Source organism: Streptomyces himalayensis subsp. himalayensis (assembly GCF_013778455.1).
GTDB lineage: Bacteria > Actinomycetota > Actinomycetes > Streptomycetales > Streptomycetaceae > Streptomyces > Streptomyces himalayensis.
Window position 1 is genome coordinate 1 of record NZ_JACEHE010000019.1, and the last position, 17,360, is coordinate 17,360.

Sequence of the window (17,360 nt, forward strand, 5' to 3'; positions counted from 1 at the left end):
TGCTCTCGTCGTAGTACGTGTTGGTCGTTGAAGATCCGGTTGCCCGCCAGCAACGGGATCACCGTGGGGACGTCCGCCCTGTGTTGCAGCGTGAACCCGTCCATCCGGTACTCGGTGAACGGCGCGTCGTACCTCTGGATGCGGTTGCGCATCAGCGTGCCGTCGGACCACCGCAGCGCCTTCGGGTGGGCGTCGACCGGCAGGACCAGCCCGGTGCCCGGGTACTCGCTCGTGTTGTTGTCCATCTGGGAGGTGTCCCACGTCCAGATCAGAAGGCCGTTCTGGTAGGGGAAGTGCTCCACCCAGGAGGGACGCATGGCCGCGAAGCCGAAGTTGTACGGGCCAGCCTTCAGCGTCTTGTCGTAGGACACGTACCGGCGGTTCTCCGCGATGTAGTACTGCGCGTAGTCCTTGGTGAAGGAGGCGCCGATCCACGAGAAGCCGGTCGCGGTCCAGGCGACGTCCGCGCTCTCCGCGTCGTCGGAGAAGACAGCCGAGCCGTCCGCGGTGACCGTGATCGAGTCGGCCGCGAAGCCTTCTTGGCCAGTGCGCACGCCAACTGCACTATGCAGCAGACGGAGTTCGGTAACCGGACGACCGGCGAGGATTGGCGCAACCTTCAACGGGCGCGTCGGCCCGTCCACTTGGTGGACTCGGTGACTCCGTGCGCCCCCTGTGCACCGGCACCGTGGGTAAGGTCACGCTTACCGGCGTTCCACTCGGGCATGCAGCCGATTAGAGTCATTTGACGGCGCGTTACAGACAAGTCGACATAGTTACGCACCCTCGTTGATTTTCGCATCCTCCCCCATGGCACGAGGGCATGGGGGAACCCCATCCCGAGGACGGATACGTCATGCCTCGTCCGACCGCCGCACAGCTCGCCTACGGTTCCGCAACCGTTGTCCTCTGCACCCTGGCCATGCTGCTGTTGTCGCAGACGAGTTCGGGTGTGGGAGTGACGGTCATCGCCCTTGCCGCGCTCGGCCTCGGCCTTCTGGTCGCCATGACCGTGTCCCAGCCGAAGACGGTGCGTTCCGCCGTGAACGCGAAGTCGGGCGGGGCTCCGGCCCGCGCGCCCGCTTCGGCCTCTGCTTCCTCCCCTGCCACCGCTCCCGCCCGATCCGCGCCCGTGGAGCGGGTGCCCGTGCGGCACGCCGCCGCGCACGCGAGCGCTGAGCGCGTACACCAGCGCTGACTGCCGCTCCGGCCGGCCGGGTGCCGGCGACTCTCAAGGGGTGGTGCTGACCACCACCGTCTTGGCCGCCTTGTCGTGCAGACCCTGCTTGTACGGCTTGTCGAAATAGCTCCAGCCGCCGCAGATCACCGTCCAGATGCAGTAGCAGCAGAAGGCGAACGGCAGCCACAGCACGGCCGCCCGGACGAGCGACGTCTGGACACTGGGCGTCGAGCCGTCGCTGAGATTCGCCACGCGCATCTTCATCAACTGCTTGCCGAGGGTCTGACCCGACCTGGCGATCATGAACGTGTCGTACGCGATGTAGAGCACGGCTGCCAGCACCGCCCGGCCGTACAGCGGCCCGGCGTCGACCTCGTTCTCGGTCACATAGACCTCCTTCAGCCCGAACGCCCACGAGAGCAGCCCCACCACGATGCCGACGATGATCATGTCGATGATGCGGGCCAGCGTGCGCCTGGCGCTGTCGGCCAGCGGGGGCATGCCCGCCAGCGGATCCTCGGCGCCGTAGGGGCCTCCGCCATAGGGGCCGCCGCCTCCATAGGGCGGCGGTGGCTGCTGCCCACCGCCGTACGGGGAGCCGCCGCCGGGCGGCGGCGGAGCGCCGTAGGGGCCGCCGCCCCCCTGCGGGGTGTCATACGGAGAGCCACCCTGCGGAGCGTCGTACGGGGAACCGCCTTGCGGGGTTTCGTCCCCCGAAGGCGGCTGCTTCTTCCTGAACGGGTCGTCTTCCGGCGGCTGGCCGGAACCGGAGGGCGGCGGTTCGGTACTCATGGCCCGAGTCGACCGCGAACCCATCGGGTCCGCAATGGGCGGGCCGCCGTCCGGAGTATCCGGACGGCGGCCCGCCCTGTCAGCGGACTTCTAAGCGGTGCCGGGGGCGTGCCTGAACTTCCCCGGGGCCGCTTAGCCGGCCACGAACGTACGCGCCGCCTTGTCGTGCCAGCACTGGCGCCACGGCCGGTCGAACAGGCACCACAGGACGCCCACGACACCGATCACCAGCACGCCCGGGACGCAGTACACCAGCCAGCGGCGCAGCGCGGCGCCGAACGAGGGCGGCTCGTGCGCCTCGATGTCCCGCACCTCCAGTCCGCACAGCTTCTTGCCGAGCGTGCGGCCCCACTTGGCGGTCGGCAGCGCTTCGTAGGCGACGCCGAAGAGAAGGAGGACACCCAGGACGATGCCGAGGTAGCCCGCGGTGGTGCCGTCGATCAGCCAGACCGTGACCGTCTCACCGGAGAGCTTCGCGGCATCGATCTTGGCGTCGATGTGGTCGATCGCCTTGCCGAGGAGCGGCACGGCGACCGCGGCGGTCACGGCTCCCGTGACGAAGGTGTCGATCAGCCGTGCCGCGAACCGCTTGCCGAGGCCCGCGGGACGCGCAGAAGCCTGGGCCTGCGCCGCGGCGAGGAACGGATCCTCGACCGGCGGCTTCCACGGCGCGACCGGCTGCTCGCCCCCGGCCGCGGACGCCGCCGGGCCGGACTCGGGCTGCGCCAGCCGGTGCACCTGCTGGGCCCAGGACGGCTGTCCGCCGCCGGGCCCGGAAGTCACCGGGGAGGGCCCGGGCGGGCCCGGCTGCTGCTGCACGGCGGGGGTACCGGTCGCAGCGCCCTGCCGCGGAACGGAGTGCTGCGTGGCCGGGGCGGACGCCTGCGGGGAGGCGGACAGCTGGGGAGTGGCCGGCCGAGGAGCGGACGGCTGGGGAGCGGATGGCTGCGGGGAGGCGGGGGCAGGGGTGGAGGCCGCCTGGCCCGCGCCCCGTTCTCCGGCCGGACCGGTGAGCGCCCGGATGGCCATGGTCCCGTCGGTGCCCGGTGCGGCGGCCCCCGCGTTCTGGCCGGATCCCGCACCGGACGCGCTGTCCGCGGGCTTGGCGGCACTCCCTGCTCCGGCGCCGACGGGCCTTCCCGGAACGGCGGGGCGGCGGAACTTCACGGTGCCGTCCGTCGGCGGCTCGGGTGTGCCGCCCGGCCCCGCGTCACCGCCTGCGGCCGCGGCGGAGCCCGCCGCCGGGCCGGGCTTCAGGGCGCGCATCCGCATCGTGCCGGGGGTGCCTCCCACGCCCTCCGCGCTCTCCTGCTCCTGAGAGGGGCGCGGCGTGTGGGGGCCTGCCGGTTGCTGGGAGCCCCAGGAGATGCGGCGGTCCTGGTCACCGCCGAAGCCGGTCTGCTGGGACGTGTCGGCGCCCCATGCCGAGGCCGGCTCCGGCTTGGTGCCGTGCTGTGCGTCTCCCGGCGTCGCCCTCGGGGCGCCCGGCTCCTCGTCGAGGAAGAACGGACCGGTCTCCTCCGCGCTCGGCAGCACCGGGGAGGGGGCGGGCGCCGGGATCTGAGCAGGCGCGGGGGCCCGGGTCACCCCCGGGGGCGGGGGCAGCGGCTCGCCGTCGCTGGGCGCCGGACGGCTCGTACCGGGCACCCAGGCAGCGCCGTTCCAGTACCGGACATAGCCGGGGATGGACGGGTCCGGGTAGTAGCCTTCGCGGGGCCTGTCGTCGCCGGGGGCCGGAGTTGGGGCGCTCATGCCGTCGTCCCGTATCTGCTCGAGGGCTGGAGTTGGGGTCCACATCTATCAGACCGGCGCACGCCCCTGGGCGGGTCCCGCGGGAAGCACCCCTTTCGGGCACACCGCGGGCGCCGGGAGAGGCCTCAGAAGAGCTTTCCCGGGTTGAGGATGCCGAGCGGATCGAAGGTCTGCTTGATCGCGCGCTGCATCTCCACCCCCACGGGCCCGATCTCGCGCGCCAGCCACTCCTTCTTGAGGATCCCGACGCCGTGCTCACCGGTGATGGTGCCGCCCAGCTCCAGGCCGAGCGCCATGATCTCGTCGAAGGACTCGCGGGCGCGCCGGGACTCGTCGGCGTCGGCGGAGTCGAAACAGACCGTGGGATGGGTGTTGCCGTCCCCCGCGTGGGCGCAGACACCGATCGTCAGGCCGTACTTCTCCGCGATGCGCTCGACGCCTTCGAGCATCTCGCCGAGCCGGGAGCGCGGCACACAGACGTCGTCGATCATCGTCGTGCCCTTGACGGCCTCCAGGGCGGTGAGCGACAACCGGCGGGCCTGGAGCAGCAGTTCGGACTCGGCGTGGTCCTCGGCCGGTACGACCTGGGTGGCGCCCGCGGCCTCGCACAGCAAGCCGAGCGCGGCCAGGTCGGCGGCCGGGTCGGGGGTGTCGAACGCGGCGAGCAGCAGGGCCTCGGTGGTGTCGGGCAGGCCCATGTTCGCGAAGGCGTTGACGGCCTGGATGGTCGTACGGTCCATCAGCTCGAGCAGGGACGGGACATGGCCGCCCTCCATGATCTTGCACACCGCGTCGCAGGCGGCGGCCGCGGAGGCGAACTCGGCGGCCAGCACGAGCTGCTGGGGCGGCTTCGGCCTCAGGCCCAGGACGGCTCGTACGACGATGCCGAGGCTGCCCTCGGAGCCGACGAACAGCCGGGTCAGGTCGTATCCGGCGACGCCCTTGGCGGTGCGGCGGCCGGTGTGCATGAGCCGGCCGTCGGCGAGGACGACGTCGAGCCCGAGGACGTACTCGGCGGTCACCCCGTACTTCACGCAGCACAGGCCGCCCGACGCGGTGCCGATGTTGCCGCCGATGGTGCACATCTCCCAGCTGGAGGGGTCCGGCGGGTAGTACAGCCCGTGCTCCCCGACGGCGCGGGAGAGGGCTGCGTTGACGACGCCCGGCTCGACGACCGCGATCCGGTCGACCGGGCTGATCTCCAGGATGCGGTCCATCTTGACCAGGGACAGCACGATGCAGCCGTCGGTGGCGTTGGCACCGCCGGACAGGCCGGTGCGGGCGCCCTGAGGCACTACGGGGACGCGCAGCTCGGTCGCGGTGCGCATGATGTGCTGCACTTCCTCGACGGTGCGCGGCAGCACCACGACGGCGGGCTCGCCCGCCTCGCAGAAGCTGGCCATGTCATGGGCGTAGGAGGCCGTGATGTCGGGATCGGTGAGGATCGCCTCGGCCGGCAGACCTGCGCTGAGGTGTTCGACGAGAGTACGGCTCATGATCACAGCGTGACACTCGCAGCCATCGGTGTGAACCCGTCGGCGAGGCCGTTCGTGTGGCGGGGATGTGATCTTCATATTGGCGCACAGTTGCGCCATGGAGATCGAAAACGGACAGCAGGTTCCGCCGTCCGGGGCCGGGCGACAGCAGGTTCCGGCGGCGGCTGAGACCGCACCGGGGTCAGCGCCCAAGATCATGCCTGAGGGCCCGGCGAAGCCGTCGCGGCGCCGGCGCCTCTCCCGCATCGTGAAACGCGCGCTGGCCGTCGCGGTCGTCGCCGGCGTGGTGAGCGGCGGTGTGGTGATGCTGGTCCCGTGGCTCCCGGGGCAGCGGGACGAGGCTCCGCTGCCCGCGCCGGGACCCGGCCCCGTCGCGCGGGCGGCGACCGCCCTGGGCGCGGGGGTGCCCGCCTCCACGGCCGATCTGACCGCCCTCATCGACGACCGCGTGACGCATCTGCGCAGGAACCCGAAGGACGAGGAGTCCTGGGCGGTGCTCGGCGCCGCGTACGTCGAGCGAGGGCGGCAGACCGCCGACGCGGCGTACTTCCCGAGGGCCGAGAAGGCGCTGTACACGTCGCTGAAGACGAAGCCGGAGAAGAACGTCCAGGCACTGGCCGGGCTGGCGACCCTCGCCTACGCGCGCCACGACTTCCGTGCGGCGAGGCAGTGGGGCGAGCAGGCGGTCGAGCTGGCTCCCAAGCGGTGGACGACGTATCCCGTGCTGATCGACGCGTACAGGCGGCTCGGCGACATCGAGGCCGCGGGCAAGGCGCTGGAGACCATGAGCGGACTGACCACCTCAGGGTCGTCCGGGGCGGCGGTGAAGATCGCTGCCGGGCAGGTGTACCGGGACCGGGGGTGGCGCGAGGACGCGGCTGCGGCGCTGGCGGACGCGACGGTGCTCGCCAGGACACCGGCCCAGGAGGCCGTGAGCCTGTACCGGTCCGGGGAGCTCGCGTGGGAGCGCGGATATCCGGCCCAGGCGCTGCGCTACTACGAAGCCGCGCTGCGCGCCGACCCCGGGCACCATGCGTCCCTCGCCGGGAAGGGCCGCGCGCTGGCGGCACTGGGCCGGACATCGGCGGCACTGAGCGCGTACAGGAGCGCGATCGCGAAGCAGCCCGCGCCCGAATACGCCCTGGAACTGGGCGAGTTGTACCAGTCGCTGAACGACGAGAAGTCCGCCCGGGCGCAGTACGAGGCGCTGGGCGCCCGTGTGCGGCACGACGGCGAGGGCGGCGTCAACGACGAGCTGACCCTCGGCCTCTTCGAGGCCGACCACGGGGATCCGGCGGAGGCGGTCCGGCGGCTGCAGGCGGAGTGGAAGCGGCACGGGAGCGCGCAGGCCGAGGATGCGCTGGGGTGGGCGCTGCACCGGGCCGGTGACGACGAGGAGGCCCTGAAACACGCGGTCAAGGCGATGGACCAGGGGCAGATCAGTGCGTTGTTCGCCTATCACCGGGGGGAGATCGAGCGGGCTCTGGGGCGGTATGGGGCGGCGCGGCGGCATCTGCAGCAGGCGTTGCGGATCAATCCGTACTTCTCGCCGCTGCTGGCGCCTCGGGCCGAGGCGGCGTTGGCGGAACTGGGGGAGCCGGCGTTGACGGCTCCCCCGAAATGAGACCCGAGCTACAGGTTGCCCCTCCGTGCCTGTTCCCTCTCGATCGCCTCGAACAGGGCCTTGAAGTTGCCCTTGCCGAAGCCCATCGAGCCGTGGCGTTCGATGAGTTCGAAGAAGACCGTCGGGCGGTCCTGGACCGGCTTGGTGAAGATCTGCAGCAGGTAGCCGTCCTCGTCGCGGTCGGCGAGGATCTTCAGTTCCCGCAGGGTCTCGACGGGCACGCGGGTGTCGCCGACCCACTCGCCGAGCGTGTCGTAGTACGAGTCGGGGGTGTCCAGGAACTGGACACCCGCGGCCCGCATCGTGCGTACCGTCTCGACGATGTCGTTCGTGGCGAGCGCGATGTGCTGGACGCCGGGGCCGCCGTAGAACTCCAGGTACTCGTCGATCTGCGACTTCTTCTTGCCGACGGCCGGTTCGTTGATCGGGAACTTGACCTTCAGCGTGCCGTCGGCGACGACCTTCGACATCAGCGCCGAGTACTCGGTGGCGATGTCGTCGCCCACGAACTCCTTCATGTTCGTGAAGCCCATGACCTTGTTGTAGAAGGCCACCCACTCGTTCATCCGGCCGAGTTCGACGTTGCCGACGCAGTGGTCGATGGCCTGGAAGGTGCGGCGGGACGGGGGCCCGACGAGGGGTTCGGCGGCGACGAAGCCCGGCAGGTACGGGCCGTCGTAGCCGGAGCGGTCCACGAGGGTGTGGCGGGTGTTGCCGTAGGTGGCGATGGCGGCGAGTACGACCGTGCCGTACTCGTCCTTGACATCGTGCGGCTCGACGATGCCGCGGGCGCCGTGCTCGATCGCGTACGCGTAGGCGGCGCGCGCGTCCGGCACCTCGAGGGCGAGGTCGATCACGCCGTCGCCGTGCTCGGCGACATGCCCGGCGAGGAAGCGGCCCCAGTCGGTCGTGGCCTTGATGACCGAGGTGAGGACGAACCGGGCGGAGCCGTTCTCCAGGACGTAGCTCGCCGTTTCGCGGCTGCCGTTCTCCGGTCCTGAGTACGCCACGAGCCTCATGCCGAAGGCCGTGGAGTAGTAGTGGGCCGCCTGCTTGGCGTTGCCGACGGCGAAGACGACCGCGTCCATTCCCTTCACCGGGAAGGGGTCGGCCTCGCGTGCGGTGGTCGGGGTGGAGTGGAGGGGTGCAGAAGTGGCTGCCATGGCAGCAGGCTCCACCCGCTCCACAAGGTGCGCAATAGTTCGCAGTTCTGCTGGTCAATCTGCCCACCGCGACGCCAGGATGGTCGGGCGTTCTGTACAGGATGACCATCCTCGGAGGCCGGCATGGCGATCGATCATCTGGACGGCAGGCTCATCGTGCTCCTCGCCCGGGAACCCCGGATCGGGGTTCTGGAGGCCTCGCGGCGGCTCGGGGTGGCGCGCGGCACGGTACAGGCCCGTTTGGACCGCCTTCAGGCGAATGGCGTCATCCACGGATTCGGTCCCCAGGTGGACCCGGCGGCGCTCGGCTATCCGGTCACGGCGTTCGCGACCCTGCAGATCCGCCAGGGGCAAGGTGCCGAGGTCCGGGCGCATCTGGCGACCGTCCCGGAGGTCCTCGAGCTGCACACGACGACCGGCGGTGGGGACATGCTGTGCCGGCTGGTCGCCCGGTCGAACGCCGACCTCCAACGTGTGATCGACCGGGTTGTGGGTTTTGATGGCATCGTCCGGGCTTCCACGGCGATCGTCATGGAAAACCCCGTTCCGTTGCGGATCATCCCGCTTGTGGAGCAGGCGTCGGGAGACTCCTGACGCGGGCACCCTCCGGTGCCAGGGCAAGGTGAGACTGGGTGAACTTCTGGGAATTCGTGAGCAGCACCCATCAGCAGCTGCTCACGGACGCTTACCAGCACGCTTCCGCGGTCTTCCAGTGCATGGTCGTCGCGACCGTCCTGGGAGTGCTGATCGGCGTCGCCACGTACCGCAGCGAGTGGGCGGGCAATCTGGCCACGCTCACGACCTCCACGATTCTGACCATCCCGTCCCTCGCCATGATCGGTCTGCTGATCCCGGTCGTGGGCCTGGGCGTGCCGCCGACGGTGATCGCGTTGACGCTGTACGGGCTGCTGCCGGTCGTGCGCAACTCCATCGTCGGGCTGCGCGGCGTCGATCCGACGCTGGTCGACGCGGCGAAGGGCATCGGGATGTCGCGGGCGGCGAGGCTGCTGCGGATCGAGCTGCCGCTGGCGTGGCCGCCGATCCTGACGGGCATCCGGGTCTCCACGCAGATGCTGATGGGCATCGCCGCCATCGCCGCGTACGCCTCCGGGCCGGGTCTCGGCAACGAGATCTTCCGCGGCATCGCGTCCCTGGGCAGTGCGAACGCGCTCAACCAGGTGCTCGCGGGCACGCTCGGGATCATCGTCCTCGCGTTGCTGTTCGACGCCGCATACGTCCTCATCGGACGGCTGACCATCCCGAGGGGGATCCGTGCCTGAGACTCCCGACATCTCTGGGACTCCGAGAACCGCGCAGGGATCCGAGGCGGCGGCCGGCGGACCGGGCCGCTCCGGTGCGGCGACGGACAGCGGAGGGGCCGACGCCTCCGCCGCCCACGGCAAGACGGGCGCCACCATCGAGCTGGAGAACCTGACCAAGCAGTACCCCGGCAGCGCCGCCCCGGCCGTGGACAGCGTCAACATGGAGATCAAGGCGGGCGAGATCGTCATCTTCGTCGGCCCCTCGGGCTGCGGGAAGTCCACCACGCTCAAGATGATCAACCGGCTGATCGAGCCGACGGGCGGGCGCATCAGGATCGCCGGCGAGGACGTCACCGACATGGACCCGGTCAAGCTGCGCCGCAAGATCGGCTATGCCATCCAGGCCTCCGGGCTCTTCCCGCACATGACGGTCGCGCGGAACATCGCGCTCGTACCGAAGATGGTCGGCTGGCCGAAGTCGAAGATCGCCGCGCGGGTCGAGGAGATGCTGGACCTCGTCGGCCTCGACCCCGGCGAGTTCCACGGCCGCTATCCGCGCCAGCTCTCGGGCGGGCAGCAGCAGCGCGTGGGCGTGGCCCGGGCGCTGGCCGCCGATCCGCCCGTGCTGCTGATGGACGAGCCGTTCGGCGCTGTCGACCCGATCACCCGTGACCACCTCCAGGACGAGCTGATCCGGCTCCAGCGCGAGCTGCACAAGACGATCGTCTTCGTCACCCACGACTTCGACGAGGCCATCAAGCTCGGCGACCGGATCGCGGTGCTGCGCGAGCGCTCGCGGATCGCGCAGTTCGACACCCCTGAGGCGATCCTGACCAATCCGGCGGACGACTTCGTGTCCGGTTTCGTGGGCGCCGGTGCGGCGTTGAAGCGGCTCAACCTGACGCGCGTACGGGATGTGGAGATCACCGAGTATCCGACGGTGAAGATCGACGACCCGCTCCAGGACGTCTTCGACAAGCTCCGTTCGGGGAGTACGAACGAGATCCTGCTCCTCGACAGGCGCGGCCGCCCGTACAAGTGGCTGCGCCGCGGCGACCTGATGCGGGCCAAGGGGTCGCTGGCCCGTGCGGGGACGCTCGTGGCCGACACGGTGACGCGGGACGCGACGCTGCGGGACGCCCTGGAGGCCGTCCTCACGGACAACACCGGGCGGGTCGCCGTCACCGGGCGGCGCGGCGAGTACGAGGGCGTCGTCGACATGGAGACGTTGATGAACTCCGTCCACGAACTCCTCGAGGCCGACCGGCTCGACGCCATCGAGCACCAGCACCACCTGGAGGAGGTACGCGCCCACCAGACGCATGCGGACCAGGAGGGCGACGGCGGAGGGGCGAGGGCGTGAGGCGCGTTCCCGGCGACCGTGACAAGAGGCCCCCCAAGGAGCGCGGGACGCGGCTTCCGAAGGACCGCGACACGAAGCTGCCCCAGGACGAGCTGCCGGGCACCGGGCTTCCCGACGGCGAGCGGGACTATGAGGAACTCCTGGCGCGGGAGGAGCGCGCGGCCGAGCAGCAGACGCTGGGCGCTGCGGCGGTACGCGCCCGCGAACCGGCCCGGGTGACATGGCAGAAGCTCACCTACCTGCCCGCGGTGGTCGCGGCCGTGCTGCTCGCCACCTGGATCTGGTTCGCCACCGCCGACCTGGACCCGATCTCCAGGAACGCGCTGGCGGAGGGCGTCGTGTGGCTGCGCCTGCGCCAGCACGTGGCGCTGACGGTGATCTCCACCTTCTTCGTACTGATCATCGCGATCCCGCTGGGCATCCTGCTGACCCGCGGACGGATGCGCAAAGCGGCGCCCTTCGCCGTCGCGCTGGCCAACATCGGCCAGGCGACCCCGGCGATCGGCCTGCTGGCGCTGCTGGTGATCTGGCTGGGAATCGGCCAGAAGGCGGCGCTGATCGGCATCATCATCTACGCCGTGCTGCCGGTGCTGTCCAACACCATCGCGGGCCTGAAGGCCAACGACCCCACGCTCATCGAGGCGGCGCGCGGCATCGGCATGTCGCCGCTCGGCGTGCTTGGGAAGGTCGAACTGCCGCTGGCCGTCCCGCTGATCCTCGCGGGTGTACGCACAGCGCTGGTGCTGAACGTGGGCACGGCGACGCTCGCCACGTTCGGCGGGGGCGGGGGGCTCGGCGACCTGATCAGCACCGGCATCACCAGCCAGCGGATGCCGGTGCTGATGCTCGGCTCGGTCCTGACGGTCGCGCTGGCGCTGCTCGTCGACTGGCTGGCGTCGCTGGCCGAACTGGGACTGCGACCGCGGGGTCTGGAGGTGCGGCGGTGAGGCGGCGACGGTTGCGTGTGGGTATGCGTGGGCGGATGCGCGGGGTGGCAGCCGTCCTGGTGGCCGGTGCTCTGCTGGCGGGGTGCGGCCTGGCGAGCGGCTCCCCCATGACCGACGACGTGGAGCCCGGCTCGATCGGGCAGGGCAAGCCGCTCAAGGGCGCGGATCTGACCGTGACCTCCAAGGAGTTCACGGAGCAGCTGATCCTCGGCGCCATCACGGGCATCGCCTTCCAGGCGGCCGGCGCGAACGTCCTGGACCGTACCGGCATCCAGGGCTCGATCGGCGCCCGCGAGGCCGTCAGGAACGGCGACGCGGACGCGATGTATGAGTACACGGGAACGGCCTGGATCACGCACCAGGGCAATGCAGAGCCGATCCCCGACCCCCAGAAGCAGTGGCAGGCCGTACGGGACGCCGACCTCAAGAACGGCCTGACCTGGCTGCCGCCTGCCGAACTCAACAACACCTATGCGCTGGCGACCAACCCGGCCAACCTGAAGAAGTACGGCACGAGGACGCTCTCGGACGTGGCGGAGCTGTCGAAGAAGGACCCGGACGCGGTCACGTTGTGCGTGGAGGGCGAGTTCGCCTCCCGCGAGGACGGCCTTCCGGGCATGCAGAAGGCGTACGGGATGAACATCCCCTCGTCCAACATCACCAAGATGGACACCGGGATCATCTACACCCAGATCGCCAAGGGAACGTGCACCTTCGGCGAGGTCTTCACCACCGACGGCCGCATCAAGGCGATGAACCTGACGGTGATGGAGGACGACAAGCACTTCTTCCCCAACTACAACGCGGCACCGTCGATCAACACGAGGACGCTGGAGAAGTACCCGGCGATCGCCGGGATCCTCGACCCGATCACCAAGAGGCTCAACAACACGGTGGCGCAGGAGCTCAACGCGAAGGTGGACGTCGAGGGGCAGGACCCGCATCTCGTCGCGTTGGAGTGGATGGTGCAGGAGGGGTTCGTGAAGGAGGGGTGAGGCGCGGTCCGTGTCAGCAGCTCGTCTGTCAGCAGCTCGGGACCGGGGTCAGCAGCTCGGGACCGAGCCGCCCTTCTCCAGGGCGCGCAGCGACTCGACGGTGCTCTCCAGGGTCGTCACCGGGATCAGCCGCAGGCCCTTCGGCAGTTCGGCCTGCGCGTCCGCGCACTCGGCCTTCGGCACCAGGAAGACCGTGGCGCCGTCGCGCTTGGCCGCCTGGGTCTTGAGGGCGACACCGCCGACCGGGCCGACCGCGCCCTGGGCGTTGATCGTGCCGGTACCCGCGATGGTGCGGCCACCCGTCAGGTCGCCTCCGCTGCCGTCGCCGTCCAGCTTGTCGATGATGCCCAGCGAGAAGAGCAGCCCCGCGCTGGGGCCGCCGACGTCGGCGAGCTCCATCGTCACCCGCACCCTGTCCGGATCCTCATCGAGATACGACAGGGCGGCGTCGGTCGCCGCGTCCTGGGACTTCCGCATCTGCTCCGCGTTGTACTGCTCGATCTCCTCGGTGCTCTCCCCGCTCGGATAGACCGCGTCGACCGGCATCACGGCCTGGTCCGTACGGAACCAGCCGTCGAGCACGTTGCCCAGCCTCACGTCCGCGTCCGGGCCGGTCGCCGCGATCGTCGTCATACGCAGCTGCCCGGTGGTGTCGCGCGTGGGCGCGCCCGTGATGGTGATCACCGGCCGGCCCTTGTTCTCGCCGAGTACGTCGGCCGTCATCCCGGGCTGCGCCACGGCGAACGGCAGCGGCGCGAGGACCGCGGTCGCGAGCAGGGCCACGACCGGGGCGGCACAGACGGCGACGGCCTTGGGGCGTGAGAGGCGAGAGAGCACAGAGCCAATCTAACCTGCGGCGACGCGGCCCTCTCAGGTCGTCTCCCGGTCGTGTGCACACCACAGGGCGGCGGCACGCCCTCAGCGCACCGTCCGGTACAGCTCCCGCCGCGCCGTCGTGAAGCGGCGCAGGGCGTCCGGGAGCGGGTCGATGCCGATGCCGGGCGTACGCGGCACCGGCAGATGGCCGTCCTCCAGTACGAACGGCTCGGTGATGTCCTCGGCGAAGTACCGGCTGGAGGCGGACGTATCGCCCGGCAGAGTGAAGCCGGGCAGTGCGGCGAGTGCCAGATTGGGCGCCCGCCCGATGCCGGTCTCCAGCATGCCGCCGCACCACACGGGAACACCGTGCGCCGCCGCGACGTCGTGGATGCGCCGCGCCTCGAGATAGCCGCCGACCCTCGCGGGCTTGACGTTCACGACGCGGCACGCGTCCATGGCGATCGCCGACGCGGTGTCGCGGGCCGAGTGCAGCGACTCGTCGAGACAGACGGGCGTGGCGACCCGCCGCTGCAACTGGGCGTGCCCGTGGAGGTTGTTCTCCTCCAGCGGCTCCTCGATGAGCAGCAGTCCGTACTCGTCGAGCCTGCGCAGATGCTCGGCGTCGGCCAGGGTGTACGCCGTGTTGGCGTCGACCTGCAGCGGCAGCCCGTCGCCGAAGCGTTCGCGCACCGCCCGCACCGGCTCCAGGTCCCAGCCCGGTTCGATCTTGAGCTTGATCCGTACGTAGCCCTCGGCGAGGTAGCGCTCCACGTCGTCCAGCAGCTCTGGCACCGAGTTCTTGATACCGACCGAGACGCCTGCGGGCACCCGGTCGTGGACGGCGCCGAGGAAGGTGGCGAGCGGCATGCCGTGGGCCCGCAGCTCGGCGTCCAGGACCGCGGTCTCGACGGCCGCCTTGGCCAGCTCGTGCCCCTTGATCTTGGCCATGGCGGGCCCGAGCGCGGCGGCGGTGAGCTCGGGGAGCGCGGCGATCCGCGGCAGCAGGAAGTCGCGTATGACGATCTCGGCGCCCGCCACGAACTCCGAGCAGTACAGCGGCTCGGGGTCGGCCGCGAACTCGGACCAGCCCTCGGCCTCGTCCGTGACGACATGCAGGAGGAACGTGTCCTTGCTGGTCATGGTCCCGAATGAGGTACGGAAGGGGGTGACGAGCGGGATCGCCACATGGAGCAGTTCGACGCGTTCCAGCTTCATGCCTGACCGGCCTCCCAGGCCACCTCCGAGGTGGCCTCCGAGGTGGCCTCCGGGGTGGTGCGGTGAGGGCCCTCGGGACCCTCGGCGGGACGGGTGAGCGTGTACCAGCCGTCGCGGGACATCCCCGTCGCCGTGAAGCCCTCGGTGAAGGCCTCCGTGAAGACCCCGCGCACGGCGTGGCGCCAGCGCAGCGCCAGTGCGGGGTCGGCGGCGCGCAGGGCCACGATGTCGTGCGGCACCCGGCAGCGGATCCGGTGGCCGTCCGCGGCGCGGGTTGCGAGGGGGCCGCCGTCCGGGGCGCTGTGGGTGACCTCGGGCTCGGGTTCGTCTGTGTCCTGACCGGTCGGGGCATGGCCGGGCGAGACCAGGTCCCACGTCACGGTGAGCCGGTCGCTCTCGTCGCCGTCGTTCACGCCGTCGGCCATGGGCCCGTAGAAGTCGACGAGGTACTCGGTGCCGGTGGCGCCCAGTTTGACCAGGTTGAAGCGGGCGTTGCGGGCCACCAGCGGGTCGAACGTCCAGCGCATCGTGCGGGCACCGCGCTCCAGCGCCCACACCCGCTGCGCCTGCTTCACCGCGTGGCCGACCCCGCGGTCGGAGGCGGCGGCAGCGGCCACGAACGAGTACACGTCCTGCGCGTCGGGCGGCCCGAAGACGGCGACCGACGCCCCGGCCAGCCGCTCCCCGTCGTACGCGGCGTGCACCGCGCCCCCGGCGTGGACCAGGCTGTGCAGCACCTCGGCCGGGTAGGGCTGGGTGCTGCGGGGCGTCTTCCATACGTCGCAGAAGAAGTCGGCCACGGCGGCGATGCCGGTCACGTCGTCGAGGGTGCGCACGGTGACTCCGGCCGTGCGTGCGGCGGTGGCCGCCAGCTCGCGTACCGCCGGCATGACCGCCTCGGGGGAGGCGGAGGTCGTCACTCCTGTCATGCCTCCGAGTCTGGAAGGCTCCAGGGAGGCGAGCGTTGTCCGCCCGCACAAGATCTACGTAAGGTCTTGTTGCAAGCAGCCAAAACACCGCCGTAGGGATCAATCGCCGTGGACGTCTGCACGCTCGGGGATCTGCTGGACGCGCTCGGCGGGTCCACCGTGCGGCTGCTGACCGCGCCCGCGGGCGGGCTGACCGTTCCGGTCACCGAGGTGCTGCTGTACGACGCCCACACGCCGCTGCCCCGCCGCGCGCCGGGTGCGCTGCTCCTGGCCGTCGGGGTGCGCGCTCCCGAGGCCGGACCGCTGGCGGGTGCGGCTGCCGACGCGGGCATGACGGGAGTCGTCGTACGCGGCGACGACGGCCCGGTCGCGGAAGCGGAGGCCCATGGCGTCGCACTGTTGTCCGTGGCCGATGACATGGCCTGGCACCAGGCCCATCTGCTGCTCGCCGCCGTGGCCGGCGCCCGGCCGTCGCCCGCCGGCAGCGGGGCCCCGGCCGGTGATCTCTTCTCGCTCGCCGACGCGGTGGCCGCGGCCGTGGGCGGCGCCACCGCCATCGAGGACCCGCGTCAGCGCATCCTCGCCTACTCGACGGTGTCCGGGCAGACCGTCGACGAGGACCGCCGCCAGGGCATCCTGGGCCTGCAGGTGCCGGGCAGCCCGGAGAACACCGGGCAGTACCGCACCCTCTTCGCCGCCGACGGGCCCGTACACCTGCCCGCGCTCAACGCCGACAGCCTGCCCCGGCTCGCCGTCGCCGTGCGCGCGGGCGGCGAGACCCTCGGCTCGCTGTGGGTCGTCGACGACGGCACGCTCGCGCCCGATGCCGAGGAGGCCCTGGTCCGGGGCGCGTCCACAGCGGCCCTGCTCCTGCTGCGCGCACGGGTCGCGCAGGAACTCGCCCGCCACCAGCACGGCGAGCTGCTGCGCCGCCTGCTCGACGGCACCGCCGACCCCGCCACCGCGGCCCACCGGCTGGGTCTCGGCCCGGACCCGGACAGCCCGGTGCGCGTGGCCGCGTTCGTCCTCGAGGGTGCCGCCACCGTGCCCGACAGCGAGCAGACGGCGCTGCGGCTGCTGGATCTCGTACGCCTCCAGTGCGAGGCGCGCTACGGGCGGCGCGCGTGCGTGCTCGTCGACGGTGTCGTGTACGCGCTGCTGCCGGCGGGCGGGGAGCGGGGAGCGAAGCCGGGCGGACCGGACGGAACGGGTGGGGTCCGGTCCGGAGAGCGCGGAGAAGGCCAAGGCGGAGGCCGGGCCGGAGGACGGCACAAGCGGCTCGTCGAGGACATCGTGCGGCAGGCCGGGCAGGCGCTGCGGGTGCCGGTGCGGGCCGGGCTCGGCGAGGTGGTGCCGGGCCTCGCGGAGGTCGCGGCGTCACGGGACGACGCGGACCTGGTGCTACGGGTCCTCGGCCACGGGCTCCCCGTGGCCACCGTCGACGAGGTGCGGCCCCGCGTCACCCTGCTGCGGCTGGCCGATGTCATGGGCGAGCGGGGGGAGCTGGCCGCGGGCGCGTGGCGAGGCGTGACCGCGTACGACGCCGCGCACGGCACCGACTACGCGCGCACCCTGATCTGCTGGCTCGACGCCGGGTGCGACACGGCGGGCGCGGCCCGGCTCCTCGCCGTGCACCCCAACACCTGCCGCTACCGGCTCAGGCAGGCCCAGCAGCACCTGGGGATCGACCTGGACGACCCGGACGAACGGCTGGTGCTGTGGCTGCAGTTGCGGACGCTGGGCGGGCTCAGGGCGTCGGAGCAGTAGGTGGCGTCGGAGCATCAGGTGGCGTCGGAGCAGGAAGCGAGGCCACGGCGTCCTGC

The 17,360-nt window shown here is 71.3% G+C and carries 15 protein-coding genes and 1 pseudogene; 8 read left to right on the forward strand and 8 right to left on the reverse strand.

What is annotated here, in order from left to right:
• Positions 1–602: pseudogene (locus tag H1D24_RS27345) on the reverse strand (immune inhibitor A domain-containing protein); the annotation flags it as partial.
• Between the two features lie 254 nt (positions 603–856).
• Here H1D24_RS27345 and H1D24_RS27350 point away from each other — a divergent pair.
• A complete protein-coding gene (locus H1D24_RS27350; RefSeq protein ID WP_181660380.1) occupies positions 857–1,198 on the forward strand; it encodes a hypothetical protein in 342 nt (113 codons plus the stop codon).
• A gap of 33 nt (positions 1,199–1,231) precedes the next feature.
• Here H1D24_RS27350 and H1D24_RS27355 read toward each other — a convergent pair whose 3' ends face one another.
• The 3 genes from H1D24_RS27355 to H1D24_RS27365 form a co-directional block, all read right to left on the reverse strand.
• Positions 1,232–1,972, reverse strand: coding sequence for an RDD family protein (locus H1D24_RS27355; protein WP_181660381.1), 741 nt, complete (start codon positions 1,970–1,972; stop codon positions 1,232–1,234).
• Between the two features lie 132 nt (positions 1,973–2,104).
• A complete protein-coding gene (locus tag H1D24_RS27360) occupies positions 2,105–3,724 on the reverse strand; it encodes an RDD family protein (RefSeq protein WP_181660382.1) in 1,620 nt (539 codons plus the stop codon).
• A 125-nt stretch (positions 3,725–3,849) separates the two neighbouring features.
• A complete protein-coding gene (locus H1D24_RS27365) occupies positions 3,850–5,220 on the reverse strand; it encodes an FAD-binding oxidoreductase (protein ID WP_181660383.1) in 1,371 nt (456 codons plus the stop codon).
• Positions 5,221–5,317: 97 nt separating this feature from the next.
• Here H1D24_RS27365 and H1D24_RS27370 point away from each other — a divergent pair, with 97 nt between their 5' ends.
• Entirely contained in the window at positions 5,318–6,844 is a 1,527-nt protein-coding gene (locus tag H1D24_RS27370; RefSeq protein ID WP_258564351.1) for a tetratricopeptide repeat protein, read from the forward strand.
• Between the two features lie 8 nt (positions 6,845–6,852).
• Here H1D24_RS27370 and hppD read toward each other — a convergent pair whose 3' ends face one another.
• Positions 6,853–8,007, reverse strand: a complete 1,155-nt coding sequence (gene hppD / locus H1D24_RS27375; protein WP_181660384.1) for a 4-hydroxyphenylpyruvate dioxygenase — start codon at positions 8,005–8,007, stop codon at positions 6,853–6,855.
• A gap of 123 nt (positions 8,008–8,130) precedes the next feature.
• Here hppD and H1D24_RS27380 point away from each other — a divergent pair, with 123 nt between their 5' ends.
• The 5 genes from H1D24_RS27380 (at position 8,131) to H1D24_RS27400 (ending at position 12,574) form a co-directional block, all read left to right on the forward strand.
• Positions 8,131–8,601 carry an Lrp/AsnC family transcriptional regulator gene (locus H1D24_RS27380; protein WP_181660385.1) on the forward strand — a complete coding sequence of 157 codons (471 nt, stop codon included), beginning with the start codon at positions 8,131–8,133 and terminating at the stop codon, positions 8,599–8,601.
• A gap of 38 nt (positions 8,602–8,639) precedes the next feature.
• Complete coding sequence (locus tag H1D24_RS27385; RefSeq protein ID WP_181660386.1) at positions 8,640–9,287, forward strand: ABC transporter permease; 648 nt, start codon at positions 8,640–8,642, stop codon at positions 9,285–9,287.
• A complete protein-coding gene (locus H1D24_RS27390) occupies positions 9,280–10,632 on the forward strand; it encodes a betaine/proline/choline family ABC transporter ATP-binding protein (RefSeq protein WP_374064384.1) in 1,353 nt (450 codons plus the stop codon). Before H1D24_RS27385 ends, H1D24_RS27390 begins: the two co-directional genes overlap by 8 nt.
• A 176-nt stretch (positions 10,633–10,808) precedes the next feature.
• Complete coding sequence (locus tag H1D24_RS27395; protein ID WP_374064401.1) at positions 10,809–11,579, forward strand: ABC transporter permease; 771 nt, start codon at positions 10,809–10,811, stop codon at positions 11,577–11,579.
• A gap of 35 nt (positions 11,580–11,614) precedes the next feature.
• Entirely contained in the window at positions 11,615–12,574 is a 960-nt protein-coding gene (locus H1D24_RS27400) for a glycine betaine ABC transporter substrate-binding protein (RefSeq protein WP_258564352.1), read from the forward strand.
• A gap of 48 nt (positions 12,575–12,622) precedes the next feature.
• Here H1D24_RS27400 and H1D24_RS27405 read toward each other — a convergent pair whose 3' ends face one another.
• From H1D24_RS27405 to H1D24_RS27415, 3 genes are all read right to left on the reverse strand, one after another.
• Positions 12,623–13,411 (reverse strand): S16 family serine protease, encoded by a 789-nt coding sequence (locus tag H1D24_RS27405; RefSeq protein WP_181660388.1) that lies wholly within the window; start codon positions 13,409–13,411, stop codon positions 12,623–12,625.
• Between the two features lie 81 nt (positions 13,412–13,492).
• Positions 13,493–14,608: an o-succinylbenzoate synthase gene (gene menC / locus H1D24_RS27410; protein ID WP_181660389.1), complete on the reverse strand. Its 1,116-nt coding sequence runs from the start codon at positions 14,606–14,608 to the stop codon at positions 13,493–13,495.
• Complete coding sequence (locus H1D24_RS27415) at positions 14,605–15,537, reverse strand: chorismate synthase (protein WP_258564353.1); 933 nt, start codon at positions 15,535–15,537, stop codon at positions 14,605–14,607. The genes menC and H1D24_RS27415 overlap by 4 nt, the downstream gene beginning before the upstream one ends.
• A gap of 108 nt (positions 15,538–15,645) precedes the next feature.
• Here H1D24_RS27415 and H1D24_RS27420 point away from each other — a divergent pair, with 108 nt between their 5' ends.
• Positions 15,646–17,304: a PucR family transcriptional regulator gene (locus tag H1D24_RS27420; RefSeq protein ID WP_181660390.1), complete on the forward strand. Its 1,659-nt coding sequence runs from the start codon at positions 15,646–15,648 to the stop codon at positions 17,302–17,304.
• The last annotated feature ends 56 nt before the right edge of the window (positions 17,305–17,360 follow it).